Here is a 15,456-nt window from a genome sequence, read left to right on the forward strand (position 1 = left end):
CTTTACTACCGGCCGCATGCAAGCTAGAAAGAGTCGGCAAGGTTTGAAGCACACCAGTCGGAAGCAATCATAATTGGAGAATCGGAATGGCTGCCCAACCAGTCGAATGGGTGCTAGTTATCTATTATGGGCCGTCAGCGCATCGCGCAACCTATGGACGACTGGGTAACACAAAGTACACGAAGGATTACATTCAGCTCTCAAGGAAGACGAAATTCCTTGACACCTTACGTCGTCTCTTTCCTCTTAGTCCGGGCAAAGAGGGAGAAGTGCCACTTACCTATAAGTGGCCAACAGGAACGACGAAGGGCGCGCTTGTCTTCCAATCGGCGGATCGCCCACATCTTAAATGGGAGACTAGCCTCGGCGCCCCGAGAGCATGGAAAATGTCGGAATCGGCAGGTGAGGCTGTAGCAGAGACAATTCCAGGCAATCCTGGTCACTCTGAGCTCAAGAAGGCTGAAAATGAGTTAAAAAATCTTGCAGCTCGTGGTGCTGGGCAGCCGTACTTGATGGCAATCAAGCTCCACAACGAGCCTACGACGTTGCATTTACGCGCCTACTTAGATAGGCCAAACGACGAATATGCTTGGGCCGACCTTAGGAACGTGCCATCGTCTATTCAGGCACTGGCAGCTAAAACATCGCGGCGTTCAGCGCTTGCATGGGAAACCATCGCGAGCGGAGGCGTCGTGCCGCGTGCTGCGATCAAGCGGACCCTTGCAAGGCTAGCGTCTTTGAGCACGCCTGATATTGTGCTGGATACTATGGACGCTGACGTTGGCCGCGAACTCGCGGCTTATTTTCGCGGGCCGGGGTATGGGCTGTTTTTTGATCCTTCGAAGAATCACGATGCGTGGTTAGAGCCCACGCCTCTCTCAAAAAAACTGGCAGCATCTGTCAGCGGTTTGCTTGAAACTTTAGACGCAAAGTACCCTTTGTTTGGGCCAGGAGACGCTGCTGCAGAAGCCGCTGAATCTGACCCTAATGAAGTTGAAGCCTTCCAGAAACAGATCGAGGGTAAAGACTATAGCGTTGCTGACTCGAGCGCTACTGTCAAAACGCGCGGGAGCGCACAGAGAGCATTCGCTAAAGCCGTCAAGTCCAATTACAAAAATCGATGTGCAATCACAGGCATCAAGACCAACGACTTTCTCGTGGCGTCACACATTGTTCCGTGGAGTGAAGACCAGAGTATTCGGCTAGATCCCTCTAATGGGATCTGCCTCTCGCTGCTGATGGATCGCGCATTCGAGAAGGGCCACTTATTGATCGAGGACGACCTTACGATCCGGGTCAGCTGGGACAAAGTTGGAAACGATTCGATGCTTCGACGTGAGTTTGAACGGTACGACGGGCAAAAGTTGACTCCGCCAAGGTCAGGAGAGCCAAAGCCCGAATACCTTCAGCGACGTCGCACGCTCGTTACTTCAGCCACCTGGCTGACAGCCAGAGCGACGCCTATAAAACGTACAGCTGGGCCAAGCGCTTTAGCCCCGTGTGTTCGGGAGCGAAGAAGACGACAGTCCAAGTAATAGTAGGCAGGGCGAAGTTCGAAGCGGCCAGTAGCACGTATAAAAGCGGCCGAAAGGCCTTTTTTACGTGCAGCTCCCCAGATGATAATTGTTATTTTCGTTTAAGCGTTTGTGGAGGAAGTGATGACGTAGGGAGTTGCGGCAGAAATAACAAACCGTCTAGCACTTCCATGGTACAAGTTCTGGTGCTCCGGCCAGAATCGCGAAATCTCCTGAAATCCACATGAGTGCTCGTTTTCTAATTTTTTTGAACTCCGCTAGGGATGCACTTATCGATGCAAAAAGCGGTTCGCTGATTGACTTGGTCAAACTATGCTTGCGAGCGCAGTGTCCCCATGTACTTGGCGTCGTAGTTCTACTTTTCACTGTCGCGCCGCTGCAACAAACTTATTAGGCGACATACTGGGTGTACTGCTTCCCGTTTGGTAAAGTCCTTCTGCCAAGGGAAGCAAACACCTCGTTTGCCACTTCGGTCGCGATGGAACCCCTCTCCACCCGCGCCAGCGAGCACCCCGGAAACTTTTTCGATAACGTTACTCTGACGAGTTCAAGTTGGAATTGCTTCAGCGCCGGTTCGAGGTATGCGAGAGCAGGCTGCGAATTAATTTTTTAACCGACGATTGAGCGAAGGTTGCTCAAGGTTGTAGTAGAATTGACAACCAGTTCTTGAGCACTGGCATACGATCTCGATCGCAGACCTGGGACATATAGTACGACGGCGGAATATATTTATGAAAATTGGGTTCCCAAATGGATATTATTGAATCAATTGATAAACGAGTTGGCGAAGTTCGCACGGATAGCGTGGATATGTCGATCGGCGAGTTAGTCGGATTGCACTCGTCCCGGGAACTAATACTTCAACCCGACTTTCAGCGTCTGTTCCGGTGGTCCGATGAGCAGCGGTCACGATTAGTCGAGTCTGTTCTCATCCAATTGCCGATACCGTCAATCTTCGTCATCGAGAACGACGATGGCCGCCTTGAACTAGTAGATGGGTTGCAGCGAGTAAGCTCGTTGATCCAATTTATCAACAATGATGCCATTGAGCTTCCAGTCCTGTCTTTAGAAGGTTGTGACTTGGTCCCCGAACTTAATGGTGCTACATTCGAAGATTTGCCACTGACGCTTAAGTTGAAGTTAAAGAGATCTGCGATCCGAACGGTAATTATTAAGCGACAAAGCAATCAGTTTTTACGCTACGAGATGTTTAAACGCCTCAATACGGGGGGGTCAAAACTTTCTGATCAGGATATTAGGAATGTTAACGCGCGTATCCTGGGTGGTGCAGATTTCTATGCATTTATCAATCAATGCGCACAACACCCCGCGTTCCGAACTACGATCGAATTGCTTTCCTCAACTGCAATTGAAGCGCGTGGTGATGAGGAGTTAGTATTGCGATTCTTCGCAACCAGAATTTATCGCGACAAGTTCAAAGGAAGTATTAGCGACTGGCTCGATAGTTTCATGGAAGATGTTTTGCTTAAGAAACTCGATTTTAACACGGAAAATGAGCAAGCAATATTTACCGACCTGTTTGATGTGCTTGCCGAGAAATTTGGTCCTTATGCTTTCGTCAAGTACCGTAACGGACAACCCATTGGTAGCGTAGCACCAGCCTACTACGAAGCGGTAACGTGCGGAAGCATTGAATCACTGGAAAACCTAAGGACACTTTCTTCTGATGAAGCGAAGGCTCGTTTGGCCGCCGCAGTTGAGTCCGCAGCCTTTAGAGCTGTCACCGGTCCTGGAGCTAATTCCTTGCCAAAGATGAATGAGCGAATCGCTCTGATTGCTCGTGCATTCGCGGCATAAGCATGAGCGCTTTTGCAGATTTATTCATTAAAGAGATCACCAATGATTTGGTGTGGCGTGAAGCTGAGCTGGCCATTTTACGAAAGCAGCTTCTCCAAACTGCGGTGAACTCTGCGCAGGAACGGACATTATTGCGCGCAAACGTTGCCCTTCTTTACGCGCATTATGAAGGTTTTTGCAAATTTTGCGTCGGCGTGTACATTGATGCTTTAAGAAAACGGAAGCTAAAAATAAAAGACTTTAAGTGGAAAATTGCTGCTCATTCCATGAAGAAGTTTTTTATGGAATTAAGAAATAATGAGCATCAGGGCGAATTCTTTACACAGTTCATGGATGAACTAAATGGAAGGCTAGAAGAGACGGCGGAATTTGATAATATTGCTGAAACGTCGAATTTATGGCCGGACTTGTTGTTATCTTGGCTTTATAGGCTGGATTTAAAGTCGAAGAATGTTGAGGAGCAAAAGCGTTATCTTCATGAGTTGGTGGACGGCCGGAATAAGATAGCTCATGGGCAGCGCTTAACGATTTCAAATAGAGAAGCTTTTGATTCTTATTATAAGGCCGCAACTCTGGCTATGCATGAGGTGGCCCTTGGGGTTGCGGAAGCATTGGAGAGTCGGAGTTATCAGCGCTTTGGCACTGTTAGCACTATTTTGAATCATGCCACGCCAAATTAAGCCGCGCACCCTAATTCTTCGCGAGTTGCAGACCGCCCGAAGACGAGCAGATTTTAAAAGTATAACGATTGATCGTGGAATTTCCGGATTGATGAACGATAAGGGGACGACAAATTTCTTATATTTCTAAGACATCATTATCTTGGATGATTAGTTCTACAAATCGGTCCTCACACAAGTTCACTTAATAGGTCGCGGTCTCTGCATAGCCAAGTTATCACTATCCTTAACATATTCACGGATTTGGTCGAGTGCACTCTGCCGAGTGTACGCCATGGTCGTTGTCACACTGGCGTGGCCCAAAGACTCAGCTACGACACGGATATCGCGACCTCGCATGAGCAGGGCCTTGGCAAATGTATGACGCAGCCAGTGCGGAGAAACGTCGCGAAGCTGCACGGCTTCGGAGTCGCGCCCCTGTCGCTCGAGTTCCGTCGCCACCTCATCGAGCCGATTCTTCACTATTAGATATAGGCTCTTGCGCGAAGTGATGCTGGCCCACGCCCGAAAAAACCGACGCGATCTCGCCTCTGTCACCATGCGGCTGCCGATGGCCACCGGCCTGGTCTGCACCGAGAGCAGCAGCCCGTATTCTTCGCCGGCCTCCGGTACCGGGGGTAAGCCAAAGGCACCGCGGTACGCCATCAGTTCCTCGAACACAGGCCGCGTCATCGGCACGTCACGCCCCTTACTCCCCTTCGCGTGCTCCTCGTCGATTTTTAGGATCCAGTATGTACGGGCGGTCTTCGGGTCGGTTAGCGGATAGACGTCGCGCATACGCACCCCCACCAGTTCCGATGCACGCAGCCCGAGCTCGCGCAGCGCGACGAACGCAAAGCGGTCCCGCGCGCGCAGGCGCGCAGCGTTCTCGTTCGCCACTGGTACCGTATCGAGGTACTCCAGCACGTAGGCATACAGGTCGAGGTCGAGCGAGCGCTCAGCATCGATCCGCCGCGACTTGCGCGTTTTGATTCTCGCCAGCGGATTGCGCCGGATGATGCCGTCCTCGTGCAGGTGGTTGAAGAGGGCGCGTACGCACCGCAGGATATCGTCGCGGCTGCCGGGCGAGGGAGCGGTGCGGAAGGGGGTATAGCCCGGTTCGCCGGCTTTTGCATAGCGCAGTACCGGTTGCTTTGTCCCGTCCGCTCCAACGCATGTTTTCCGCGTCTCGATCTTCCGGCACAGGCAGTCGGCAGGCAGGTCGCGCAGGAACGCCACAAAAGCGTTGGCGTGCGCTTGGGTCCATTCGGTCAGCGGGACACCCGTTCTCTTGCAATACCAGCGTAGCTTCGCCACGTGATAACCGTAGGTACTGGCCGTCTCTTCACTGTAGTCGCCACCATTCAGGCGCACGCCCTCGAGCCAGACATCGACCGCCCGCCAGGCGGTGGCGACGGCCAGGTCCGTTCCGGGTACTGTCACCAGTGCGTCGGACGTATCCCTCATCGCATTCCTCCATGTGCACCGCGCGCCATGCGCAGCTGGTCGATCGTCATCTCGAGCCGATCGATTTTACTTTGCAGCTCCGCCGTGCGGTCTTTACTCATGCGCATCTCAGCGCGCGCCGAATCGATCGATTGCATGGCGAACAGACGCTGACCTTTTAATTCTTCCGTCAGGCTGACGACGGTTTCCCGCTGCTGCGATAACGCCGCCTGACTCGCGTCTAGTTCGCGGGCGAGCAGGTCGGCGCGGGCGACTTGCGCCTGCAGCTCGCCGGCCAGGCGGGCCGCCTGGGCTTTCGCGTCCGACGTCGCACGCTCGGCCTCGCGCAGTCGCGCGTTCAGGTAGTCGACTTGGGTGTCGCGGCCCGCCTGGGCGGCGAGACGCGCGAACTGCGGCATCGACTCCGTAAAAATCGAGCGGATGAGGTCAGCATCGAACGGTGCCGTGCCTGGTGTCGGGGACAAAAAGGGGCCGGCTGGCGACGCCGCAGCTGCCGGAACGGCTGCGGCCAGCTCTCGCTCGAGCGCGTCGCGTTCGCTGGCGATGGTCGGCGTCGATGGGTTGCGGCCCGGGGCGTACGCGCGCAGCAGGCGCCGATAGATGTCCGGTCCGTACAGTTTATTCGTGACGGCGTGCACGGCGTGGATAAAAGCGCGCAGAAACGGGCGGTGGTCGCGCGGGTCGACGGGATACCGATCGAGCAGCGGATTCACGCGCTGCACGAGCTCGCGCGCCTGGTCGTCGGACAGAGAGAACGGCGGCCGGCTCATGATCGGTTCATCCAACGATCGCAGGGCGGGCGCGGCAGGCGCCACGTGGCGCCCGCGCGGGTGGGGCAAGTTTAAAAGGAGCAGGGCGCATGGTCGTGGATGAGTTGATGACAAGTAGCTTAACCGGTATTAAATGCGGTGTCAAAACCTAACTTTCGACTTAGCCGCTATTAAGTCGAATTATTTGAGTGAGCGTCCCGTTTGGAATGGAACGGTGTCCACCCTTGATTTCTGTCTCCTCAAGGGTGCCCAGATCACTGCTCACCTCGACCAGCGCTGCAGCTATAGCATGTCTTGGATATGTCACTCCGCTACGTGAGGTGGCGTACGAGATGCGCGCACACGTATGTCGACGTACCGGCGTTCACAGGTGAAAATGTTCATTTGATGCAAATAGGATCATTTTTGGCGTTCGAGGAACAATGAGGATGACAATCACGATCGACAATGACTTGTATGCCAGAGCACTGGACATGGCGGATCCAGAAATGGCTCCGGCCGATCTGTTTCGGGAGGCACTTAAGACTTTCGTGCGTGTGCAGGCTGCAATACCCCTCGCGGCGCTTGGCGGCGCGGCGCCGGAGATGCTTTACGTGACGCGCCGCGGCACTGAATCGGCATGACCGGCGGTGTCTTGGTTGATACTGCGGTGTGGGTTGACCATGTTCGGCGCCGCAACGAGGGTCCTGTCAATTGGCTTAGGCTCGATCTAGCGTTAACGCATCCAAGGATCGTGACAGAACTAGCGTGTGGTACGCCGCCGGCACCGCGGGCGCGCACGCTCATTGACATCGCAACACTTCCGCAGACGTATTAAGCGAACCTCAACGAAGTGAGAGAACTGATCGAGCGAATAGTTATTTGGGCTCAGGTCTGGCACTGAAGTCGAAAGGTGAAGTTCTACGGGGACCGTGTCGCCCACTGGGAAAATAGCGGTTGCTCGCCAATTGTCTTGGCTCGTCATCGCCTAGCAGCTTCAGTAGTTCTGTCGCGTTAGCAAACCGAGGTTAAGATTTCCTGGCGAGGAGAGGCTTCCCTCAGACTGGACGGACTTGTCGTGCCAGCGCATAAAACTGGTCGGTGAACCACATTGCAGCGGCATCATCGAACGCGAATTGGCCCTTGCGTATCATGTGCATGAGCTCGATACCGGCGAGCACAGGGGCAGAAAGCGGATTGTCCAACGGTTAATCGTGGATTGTCAACCGACACACCACGCTCTTCCATCAGTTCCTCGATGTGACGGTAGCTCAACGGGTAGGCCACATACCACCGAATGTAGGCCAGGATGACGTCGATCGGGAAGCGCATCCCTTTGAAGCTGAGCATGGAAATTAGTCAAGTATTTGGAGGCCACAGTCTACCTGATCCGGGCAGTCGCACCACCAAGGCGACAGAACCCGAGAATTGCTACCCAATTAATCGCTCGGCCGAGCTTACCAGCCTCCTGCCTAAACGATGCCTGGCGGGACGGTACCTGGAAAAATTATCACGCCAATTTGGCGTGCGAGATTGTAGATCTTCGTACTGATGCCCGGCTCGCGCATTATCCCTAGGGATGCGCCATTTTGCACCAGCGAATCTGCGTCAGTCTGGGGTGGCACGCGGTCCTCGAAGAGCACCACCGACAGGGCGCTATCGTCCCGACGCGAAACCCAACAAAGTCCTTGAACTTCCGGGAACTGCGCATGGATTGCTTCGGCCCATTTGCGCGTAATCGGGTACTGATCCGCTTCTGTGTCGATGAGGTTCGCGCGCGGCACGCCGAGTTTCAGCAAGCCAAGGCTGCGAAGATCGGCCAAACGCAGTGGAGCGGTACTACTCAAAATCGAATACACGTAGCCGTCAAGGCTGGCGTGGGGAACCTGTTTGATACCTGTGGTGAACGGTACATCATGGAATGCCGTTTCCATCGCTGCGCACTCGAACGTCGACCCGCCGTAGATGGTCGGGATAATTGTTTGTGCAGCGTTCTTGATTGGACTGAAGCGGGCATTTCCGCCAGAGATCGGGTTGAACTGGGTAGCCTTGTATTTGGCCGAATGTAATCGATGGATAGCGACGTTGGCAGGCCACTCGTAAATGTTGATCTCGAGGGCACCCTCTGGTTCGTAGGCCTTCCCAGCAACCCTCGTAGGGGCAACCGTCGGCATACCGAGGCCGGGCAAGTGCTTAACAATGTCGATTTTCTGACCGTGCGGCTGTTTGCGCTTATCCATGCAGATCCTCGCTCACCTCCTCCTTGGCGCTAGCCAATACTGCCTCGGGATTGGATCGCAGCATGTCCTGTGGGCGCTCACCACCGAGGTAGCTGTTATCCGCTAGGAACCAGAGAGCGGTGGCCCAGCCGTCCTTCTTTTCTTCGAACAGTCGCAGGATCTCCTTCAGCACTGGATATGGGCGAAAGCCATCCGTTTCCTGTAGCGCGTACAAAGGAAAGTAGTCTTCACGCTGGAACGGAATCGAAAAAATTGCCTTGTCGCGCTTCCACTTGCTTGGTTGCGCGCTTGGATTCTTCTTGCTGAACCCGGCAAGGTCAGCAATTTGGGAAGAAGTAACAAACTGACCGCTCTCGAGCACTGCCCGCATACCGTCAGCAAGCATCTTCATCTCTTGCAGGCGGGGCCCGGTCGGCGCCATTTTCGGCAGCATCAAGTTTAGATATGTACCGACGTCGAGTTGTGCTCGGCGGTTGATAACGTCTGGCACCATCTGCACGATCTCTACAATGGCCTTGCGCATCTCCCCGGTGAAGGCGTCGTTGCTGCTGGGGAGAACAACTGCCACCACTGTGGCGTTCTTGCCATGGCGGCTCAGTTCGTCAATCACGTCCTTGCCCGAGCCCGAGAAGGCGCCAGGCTTGGCAATCGTGTCCTCGATCGTATCTTCCATCATGACCTCCGTGTCACAGGTGAGGTGGGTTAGCGTTAAACCATTCTAATCCAACTTACCAACAGAGGCAATCGATACCTAGCAGACGTGCGCGACACATTGACCATTGCTCCCAGGCTTTTTCCGATGTCGTAAAACGTGCACAGCTGTAGGCAGGCGGTAGTCGGTGAGATGCGCGGACGGGGTAACAGGGCAGAAACGCGTCTCACTGTCGTGCGCACGATCGAAGGCAGCGCACTCGCTCTGATCGAAATCGACCTGTTCAATAAGGAGGTCGCTACAGCATGGGGTCTCCTGTATCAGATGGAGACCGGTCATTGAACGCAGGCGCAGACCCGACAGGCGCCGCCCGGACAAACCGTTTGGCGATTGAAACGGAATCCAGGCGGACAGCGCAGGGTTCTGTACGGGCAACGCAGACCGATCGCTGAAGCGAGGAGCATTTGTCGTGTAATGTCAGCAAGCATGTATTCTAGGTTGCGGCCGCGCTAGAGGTGCGCTGTAGGCGCCGGTCGCAGCGCGCTCATTAACCCGTCACGTAATAGCCTCCAAGCGTCGGCGGAGATCTGACGTCGCCGGCTGTGATCCCGACGCTACCACCATGTTCGATTACCCGTTGGCGTGCACCGCCTAGGGAGACAGCTACACGCGGATAGAGGTCTTCAAGTTCAGGATAGGTCTCGGCCATCCAACGAGGAAAACCTGCTGCCTGGGTCAGGGTAATTGTTCTTCCGTTGATTTCGAGTTCCCCCTGCGCGAGGTCCTTTACCATCGGAAGCGCGGCGCCGCCCCCCGTCAAGGCAACGGCGAGCGTCCCGTTCGGCGCGCCCGCGATAAAACTCATGTCGACCGACTCCAAGATCTCTTTCATACAGATGCGAAGCGAATCGGAGAAGCTGGCTACCTGATCGAGCTCCAAGAATTCCTCGCGCTCCACCTCGACGATATCGCCGTTAAACAGCGAGATCGACACAATCCCATCCTTGAACAATGCCTCTTTGTAGTCGCGCAGGTTCAGCTGAAGCGCGCCAAAGATGTTGGTCCAATATTGATGACTAGATTCAATCCCAGCTTTCCTCAGCACGAAGCTCCTCAGTAAGCCGTCAAGGTGGTTGCCAGCCTCGGTCAGACCGCGTGCGGAATCTTTCACTTCGAACGCTGAAGCCTTACCGCTTTCGTCGTTAAATCCAAGGCGAAATAAACTGAAATCGCTCGTTCCAGCGCCGACATCAACGACCATGACCAGGGAATTGGCTCGCGCTTTCCAGCTCAACAACGAGCCAGCCACGCCGAGAGGTTCAGTCACAGCCTTGTCGATGAATCCTCCTGCAGATTCGAGGGCGCCAGCGGCTCGGGCCGCCTCGACAAACTCCGCCAGGTGGACCCCGTGAGCGATCTCCGCCGCGAAAGTATCCGCGAGTATCTGGGCTTCGAATAACATCCGTTTCAAGTCGAGCGCAGTCTTCCTTGATTTGGCGCCCTCAAAGCAGGGCATCGCGAATCGACGAAGAATATTGCGTTCATAACCCATTTCGCCCAAGCACTGATTCATCGCCCAAGAAAGGAATGTTAAATAGGCAAGGATCATGTCGCGGTAGGTAATCGCGACATTCGTGGGATTGAATTGACGGGCCACCTGATCGGCTAACCCTTCCTCGGAAAGATAACGTTTGACGTTGTCAATCCGCTGGCGCGTTCCGTCATGACCTTCGATATGCGAGCGCTGGATGGCATGCGCGCCGAACCATAGCAAGCCTGCGTTATCGATGTAGACCGAGGACACCAACATCTCTTCGCTAATTTCTTCCTGGTCGCCCGGTCTCCCCAGCTTGAGCACCTCTATTTCTTCGTACGACCTATCGGCGGTTTCGTCACTGACGAGTGTTACCTTTGACATCGCAGTACCGAAGTCAATGCAAACGCGCCTATCCGATGGCGGCACCGGTAACGATAGACAATCGACATTTAGCCCCCGGCGCTTCTCCTTTAAAGGTGTGAGGAGATCCACCGCAACGGCGGCAAGCTCTACCGAAGCGGCGGGATGCTCCATGGATATCGCCTCTGTGTTGCCCGGCACATGCTTCGGCGGAGCCTCCGCCACCGGTGCTTGCAGCGGATCACTTGGCCCTCCCAGCGATCGCTGCGCCAGCCTCAGCGCGTCAATTTCGTCCTCGGTAATGGTGCCCGCCAAGAGACCCGATCCATCCTCTTGTGGCCTAATTCGCTTGAGCAGGTTTTTGAGCAGAATGTACGCTTCTAAGGTGTCCATCATTTCTTTCTTATTTATTCGTTGTCGTTCGCTGGCTCGACCCACGGCTTGACCAATGTTTTGATCTTTCCCGCGAACTCCTTTTGAATGCCTTCCCGCACGATCCGCACATGCCGCACCCCGGACCTAGGCCCCCCTAACAACTCGTGTTGCAACGGGTTGTATTCGATCACCGCTTCCAACAAGCTCGTCTTCGAAAGGCGGCGCATGCGGGCCAATTGGGTAGCGATCCGCGCCATGTCCTTGTAAGCCGCGGCTGCTCGCTTCACGGTGGCCGCGAGTGGCGGCTCGAATATCTCAAGCTGGGGCACAACGGCGCGCTCTAACTTGTCCATCGTTTCCTTGCACGCCTCGACTTCGATCAGCAATGCACCAATTTGCTGGTCTTCGCCGTTCCCGAGCTGATGATCAACTGTCCGCTGCACTTGCTGCACGGCGCCGACGTTGACCCACCAGGCGCGCACTTCGGGGTCGAGGTCGCGCGACTCGGCGAAGTAGGCATTTGTCGACCTTGCCGCATGCTCTCGACTCGAAAACACGATTTCCAGCGCGGCAGCAATATCTTTGTCGGTGCGATTCTGACGCGCCAGCACGAGCGCAGATTCTTGAATGCACTGACGAATCTGGGGCAACACCGTGGATTTAGCGAGATACCGCGCCCATTGATCACGGCCGATCAGCGTTTTCGCGCGTTCGAGCGGTTCATAGGTTTCAGCGACGAACGCGTTGGAGAACCTGAGCTCGACGACCCTCAGTAGCATCGCCAATGCGTCGTCCACGATACTGAAAATCAGCTGCTCTTCCGTGGCGTTTCTGGCATGGTTCAATAACGCCGCCAACCACGCCGACAAAGCGGCACCAGGACGTGGTCCAAGCGGTGCGGACCACGCGCGGACGATTTCTAGCCAGGCGGAAGACACGCCGGCGCTGCGCCGTAACTGGACGTCGACTCCAGCCCCCTGTCTCACCATTGCCGGCGTAATAGCGTGCCAAGCCGCCACCATATTGCCCGAGCGGTCAATCGCCGTTTGCAATAGCACCTTGCGCGCGTTTTCCGCAGCATTAATCGCGAACGCCTCGCTGAAGCAGTAATCGGTCACCCAGGGTTGGTCCACATACTGCACGCTTAACGACGCGTAGTACTTCTCCTTGCCTTGGAGCTTGTCGATTGCTCCAGGCCGTTGCTCGAGCACCCTTGGAATCGCGTCGATCACGGCGCGCGATTGCACGCTTCCAAGCACGCTCGCGAGCCGCCCGAGCGCGGCTCCGGCAAGCAGCTGTGAATCCTCTTCGTCTCCGCCAGACAACCGAATAATCGCATCGATTGTCGAGCGCAAATCCTCGTCCTTTTTTAAAAGCGCGTGGATCGCTTGTTGGGCCATGCTGGCCGTCAGTATTTCGTTCAGATCGCGTAGGGTCCGAGCTTCTCTGATATTGCCTAGTTGCTTATCGCAGTCTTGCGGACGGATCGGGTCTGTATTTTCCATAGGGGCGTATAACGTTACGTACTTATATTCAACCTTTCCCATTGGAAAATCAATAAGTATTTTTATCCTGCACCGTGCCCGTCCGTGATGCGCACGCTCTGGATAGCGTCTGCTAACGGTTACGCAAGCTTGCGGTGAGGCCGTTGGCATACGGTACGAAGAATCGATGGCCTGGGAAGGACCTAACAGAAAGAAATTTATTTAGTATAGTAATAATGCTACGTGGTGGGTGCTCCGGTAACCCTCCCATAGGGGATTTTCGCACGCTTGCTGCGCTCAGGGCGCGGTCCACGAGAGCGACTTCTGGCAACAGGCGTCAATTACTGACACTCTTTGGCCAGTACCAGGAAGTAGGAATCAACGGGTATTTGAAAACGCCCTCAAAGACAAGGACGAGTGGCGGAGGTGGTCGTGGCTGCCACCGCTTACGCGGACTAGACGGGCCGGGCCTCGGCCAGCACCTGCTCCCTGATCTTCTCCGGCAAGCCGTTGGGCGTCACGATGTCGACAGGCACTCCCAGTAGTGCCTCTAGCTCCAGCTTGAGGACGGCGAGGTTCATCGGGCTCATGCGCGGCGTTGGGTAGAGTAGAAGATCCAGATCGCTGAGTTCCCAATCCTCGCCTCGGGCCGCTGACCCGAAGACACGCGGGTTTTCCCCGCCATGGCGGGCCACAGCCAGTCTGACAGCTTCCCTGTTACCAGCTAAGGCCACCGACGGCCGCAAGTTGTTCTCACGCAGGTAGCCCACAATGAGCTGCCCCATTTCCCGGGCTGTGATGATGCCGGCACGCTTCAGGGCGATGGCAGACTGCTCGACTTCGTCAGGCGGCTCCAGATCGTCACCAGACAAGCGGATAATCGTCAGGCCCCACCTATCGATAGGAAGCGGAACGGCCGAGACGCCGTGCTCCCTCGCAAGCTCGAGGATAAAGGACCGAAAACCAAATCGTGGAATCACAATCATTGCCTCGCGAGCTCCCACAAGAGGTCCCTGTCCTCTTCCGCAATACGGTCGGCCAAGGCTATGGGATCGACAGCCACGCTGCACGCTAGCCGATCGGCGCCGCCAGCAGCAATACGCTCGAACACATCATCCAGCTCGGAAAACACGTCCCATCGCTTCAAACCCTGCAGGCCAGCCACCGCGTCGATAACACGCAGCTCGAGCTCCGGCTCGCGCTTCCCCTTCCAGAGCTTGTCGGACAGAGCGACGGTCAATTCCTCGAAACTAGTAGCATCGGCATCCCATGCCGCGTGGCTTACGCAACACTGCGCGACCTCGAGCTGGACGCCATGGGCGAGCAGCAGGTCGCGACCGGCCCGCTCGTGCAGCGAGCCCGGCTCCCCCAGTTCAGCAGGATGCAGGATCTTGCCGGCGTCATGGACAGCAACTCCGATCTCAATGAGTTGTCGATCGAAGAGGAGTCCTCGACCGAGATAAGCGCGGATCAATGCAGCTGCAGCCTCTCTGACCAGCTGGACGTGGATTAGCAAACGATCCGGTGCGCCCAGTTTACCGAGCAGGGCATGTGCCTCGGTGCAGCTGTTTAGCATTCTTCCTGCAGCTGGACGACGAAGTTGGGATCGAAGGCATCGTTTTCCGCCTCTCCGCCGCGCATCAAGTAGCCAAGGGGATTCGCAACGACGCGGCACTGGCCGATCCGATAATCAAAGCTCGTGTGGGTGTGACCATGGACCCATAGGTCTGCCTTCTCCACGATGTGATCGAGATTGGAAGCAAAGGCTGCGGAAACCGGATCGGACACGTATTCGGGGGCCACAGAGCGCATCGATGGTGCCATGTGAGTGAGCACGACTGTGCGGCCTGCAAATGGCTCCGAGAGTCTTCTATCGAGCCACGCGCGCTGTCCAGCATGCATCCTCGCTGTGTCCTGCGGATGCAGCTTGCGGTAGCCGGCCGATGCAACGCGAATCCGCTGGTAATCATTCATGACGGCCCGGGCGTCCAGCATGGCACTTCGCGTGCGGGCCGGATTGAACAAGGCGAAGTCGGTCCAGAGCGTCGCGCCAAGAAAGCGCACGCCGTCCTGCACGTACTGACCACAGTCGAGGTAATGGACATTCGGGAAGCGCTCGCATTCCTTGCCGATCGCCTCCCCGGCCTCCTCCAGCGTATCGCCGTAAAACTCGTGGTTGCCTGCGACGTACAGCACTGGCAGGCCCGGGAAGGTCGCGGCGGCCCACGCAGGCGCCCGGCCTTTGGTGTAAATGTCGCCGGCGAGGATCACCACATCCGGCCTGCTAATGGACGTGTCGATCCGGGGCACGTGCTCATGCCATACCTCGAGGTGCAGATCGGATAGGACTAACAGGCGCATACCTTTACCTTTCACACATGACGTCAACACTTTACCAGCGGAGAGCCTGTCAAGGGCGTGATCTGAAGCCGCAGCTCGGAGCGCAGCATAGAGACCGGGTGAGGATCACGGGCGCAGCCTTTATCCTTGACTGGATCGAAGCGTCATAAGCTCATAGCAAGGGTGCAGGTGTTGCTTCTACACCTGCATCCGCGCTCCTCCTGGGGCGGGGGGTAATGC

General features: G+C 55.8%; 13 protein-coding genes and 2 pseudogenes. 4 read left to right on the forward strand and 11 right to left on the reverse strand.

Translation table 11 applies throughout. From position 1 onward, the window contains the following. The first annotated feature begins 86 nt into the window (after nucleotides 1-86). The 3 genes from ACI48I_RS23020 (at nucleotide 87) to ACI48I_RS23030 (ending at nucleotide 4,033) form a co-directional block, all read left to right on the forward strand. Nucleotides 87-1,535, forward strand: coding sequence for an HNH endonuclease (locus tag ACI48I_RS23020; RefSeq protein WP_498575560.1), 1,449 nt, complete (start codon nucleotides 87-89; stop codon nucleotides 1,533-1,535). Between the two features lie 750 nt (nucleotides 1,536-2,285). Then, nucleotides 2,286-3,353, forward strand: coding sequence for a DUF262 domain-containing protein (locus tag ACI48I_RS23025; RefSeq protein ID WP_498575561.1), 1,068 nt, complete (start codon nucleotides 2,286-2,288; stop codon nucleotides 3,351-3,353). A 2-nt stretch (nucleotides 3,354-3,355) separates the two neighbouring features. Continuing rightward, complete coding sequence (locus ACI48I_RS23030) at nucleotides 3,356-4,033, forward strand: MAE_28990/MAE_18760 family HEPN-like nuclease (protein ID WP_498575562.1); 678 nt, start codon at nucleotides 3,356-3,358, stop codon at nucleotides 4,031-4,033. Between the two features lie 180 nt (nucleotides 4,034-4,213). Here the strand turns inward: ACI48I_RS23030 and ACI48I_RS23035 are convergent, their stop codons facing one another. Both ACI48I_RS23035 and ACI48I_RS23040 read right to left on the reverse strand, forming a co-directional pair. Next, entirely contained in the window at nucleotides 4,214-5,479 is a 1,266-nt protein-coding gene (locus tag ACI48I_RS23035) for a tyrosine-type recombinase/integrase (protein WP_498575563.1), read from the reverse strand. Beyond that, a complete protein-coding gene (locus ACI48I_RS23040) occupies nucleotides 5,476-6,249 on the reverse strand; it encodes a hypothetical protein (RefSeq protein ID WP_498575564.1) in 774 nt (257 codons plus the stop codon). Before ACI48I_RS23040 ends, ACI48I_RS23035 begins: the two co-directional genes overlap by 4 nt. A gap of 422 nt (nucleotides 6,250-6,671) precedes the next feature. Here ACI48I_RS23040 and ACI48I_RS23045 point away from each other — a divergent pair, with 422 nt between their 5' ends. Further along, complete coding sequence (locus ACI48I_RS23045; RefSeq protein ID WP_498575565.1) at nucleotides 6,672-6,872, forward strand: type II toxin-antitoxin system VapB family antitoxin; 201 nt, start codon at nucleotides 6,672-6,674, stop codon at nucleotides 6,870-6,872. Between the two features lie 414 nt (nucleotides 6,873-7,286). On the opposite strand, the pseudogene ACI48I_RS23050 reads toward ACI48I_RS23045, so the two are convergent. From ACI48I_RS23050 to ACI48I_RS23090, 9 genes and pseudogenes are all read right to left on the reverse strand, one after another. Then, a pseudogene (locus tag ACI48I_RS23050) lies at nucleotides 7,287-7,409 on the reverse strand (IS6 family transposase); the annotation flags it as partial. Then, nucleotides 7,409-7,578, reverse strand: a pseudogene (locus ACI48I_RS23055) (IS6 family transposase); the annotation flags it as partial. The pseudogenes ACI48I_RS23050 and ACI48I_RS23055, both read right to left, overlap by 1 nt. Nucleotides 7,579-7,700: 122 nt before the next feature. After that, nucleotides 7,701-8,468: an RES family NAD+ phosphorylase gene (locus tag ACI48I_RS23060; protein WP_498575566.1), complete on the reverse strand. Its 768-nt coding sequence runs from the start codon at nucleotides 8,466-8,468 to the stop codon at nucleotides 7,701-7,703. Beyond that, nucleotides 8,461-9,144, reverse strand: a complete 684-nt coding sequence (locus tag ACI48I_RS23065; RefSeq protein ID WP_498575567.1) for a hypothetical protein — start codon at nucleotides 9,142-9,144, stop codon at nucleotides 8,461-8,463. Before ACI48I_RS23065 ends, ACI48I_RS23060 begins: the two co-directional genes overlap by 8 nt. 523 nt (nucleotides 9,145-9,667) lie before the next feature. Further along, complete coding sequence (locus tag ACI48I_RS23070) at nucleotides 9,668-11,413, reverse strand: hypothetical protein (RefSeq protein WP_498575568.1); 1,746 nt, start codon at nucleotides 11,411-11,413, stop codon at nucleotides 9,668-9,670. 11 nt (nucleotides 11,414-11,424) lie between these two features. Further along, complete coding sequence (locus ACI48I_RS23075) at nucleotides 11,425-12,792, reverse strand: hypothetical protein (RefSeq protein WP_498575569.1); 1,368 nt, start codon at nucleotides 12,790-12,792, stop codon at nucleotides 11,425-11,427. 539 nt (nucleotides 12,793-13,331) lie between these two features. Then, nucleotides 13,332-13,862 (reverse strand): nucleotidyltransferase family protein, encoded by a 531-nt coding sequence (locus tag ACI48I_RS23080; RefSeq protein ID WP_498575570.1) that lies wholly within the window; start codon nucleotides 13,860-13,862, stop codon nucleotides 13,332-13,334. Continuing rightward, nucleotides 13,859-14,452, reverse strand: a complete 594-nt coding sequence (locus ACI48I_RS23085; protein ID WP_498575571.1) for an HD domain-containing protein — start codon at nucleotides 14,450-14,452, stop codon at nucleotides 13,859-13,861. Before ACI48I_RS23085 ends, ACI48I_RS23080 begins: the two co-directional genes overlap by 4 nt. Beyond that, entirely contained in the window at nucleotides 14,446-15,237 is a 792-nt protein-coding gene (locus ACI48I_RS23090; protein WP_498575572.1) for a metallophosphoesterase, read from the reverse strand. The genes ACI48I_RS23085 and ACI48I_RS23090 overlap by 7 nt, the downstream gene beginning before the upstream one ends. Nucleotides 15,238-15,456 lie beyond the last annotated feature (219 nt).

The organism is Massilia sp. LXY-5, assembly GCF_059801075.1.

What these genes read in the sequence shown, in the direction of transcription:
- ACI48I_RS23040 (WP_498575564.1), bottom strand. Translation starts at nt 6,249, where the DNA reads ATGAGCCGGCCGCCGTTCTCTCTGTCCGACGACCAGGCGCGCGAGCTC.
- ACI48I_RS23090 (WP_498575572.1), bottom strand. Translation starts at nt 15,237, where the DNA reads ATGCGCCTGTTAGTCCTATCCGATCTGCACCTCGAGGTATGGCATGAG.
- ACI48I_RS23030 (WP_498575562.1), top strand. Translation starts at nt 3,356, where the DNA reads ATGAGCGCTTTTGCAGATTTATTCATTAAAGAGATCACCAATGATTTG.
- ACI48I_RS23045 (WP_498575565.1), top strand. Translation starts at nt 6,672, where the DNA reads ATGAGGATGACAATCACGATCGACAATGACTTGTATGCCAGAGCACTG.
- ACI48I_RS23060 (WP_498575566.1), bottom strand. Translation starts at nt 8,468, where the DNA reads ATGGATAAGCGCAAACAGCCGCACGGTCAGAAAATCGACATTGTTAAG.
- ACI48I_RS23080 (WP_498575570.1), bottom strand. Translation starts at nt 13,862, where the DNA reads ATGATTGTGATTCCACGATTTGGTTTTCGGTCCTTTATCCTCGAGCTT.
- ACI48I_RS23065 (WP_498575567.1), bottom strand. Translation starts at nt 9,144, where the DNA reads ATGATGGAAGATACGATCGAGGACACGATTGCCAAGCCTGGCGCCTTC.
- ACI48I_RS23085 (WP_498575571.1), bottom strand. Translation starts at nt 14,452, where the DNA reads ATGCTAAACAGCTGCACCGAGGCACATGCCCTGCTCGGTAAACTGGGC.
- ACI48I_RS23035 (WP_498575563.1), bottom strand. Translation starts at nt 5,479, where the DNA reads ATGAGGGATACGTCCGACGCACTGGTGACAGTACCCGGAACGGACCTG.
- ACI48I_RS23020 (WP_498575560.1), top strand. Translation starts at nt 87, where the DNA reads ATGGCTGCCCAACCAGTCGAATGGGTGCTAGTTATCTATTATGGGCCG.
- ACI48I_RS23070 (WP_498575568.1), bottom strand. Translation starts at nt 11,413, where the DNA reads ATGATGGACACCTTAGAAGCGTACATTCTGCTCAAAAACCTGCTCAAG.
- ACI48I_RS23075 (WP_498575569.1), bottom strand. Translation starts at nt 12,792, where the DNA reads ATGGCCCAACAAGCGATCCACGCGCTTTTAAAAAAGGACGAGGATTTG.
- ACI48I_RS23025 (WP_498575561.1), top strand. Translation starts at nt 2,286, where the DNA reads ATGGATATTATTGAATCAATTGATAAACGAGTTGGCGAAGTTCGCACG.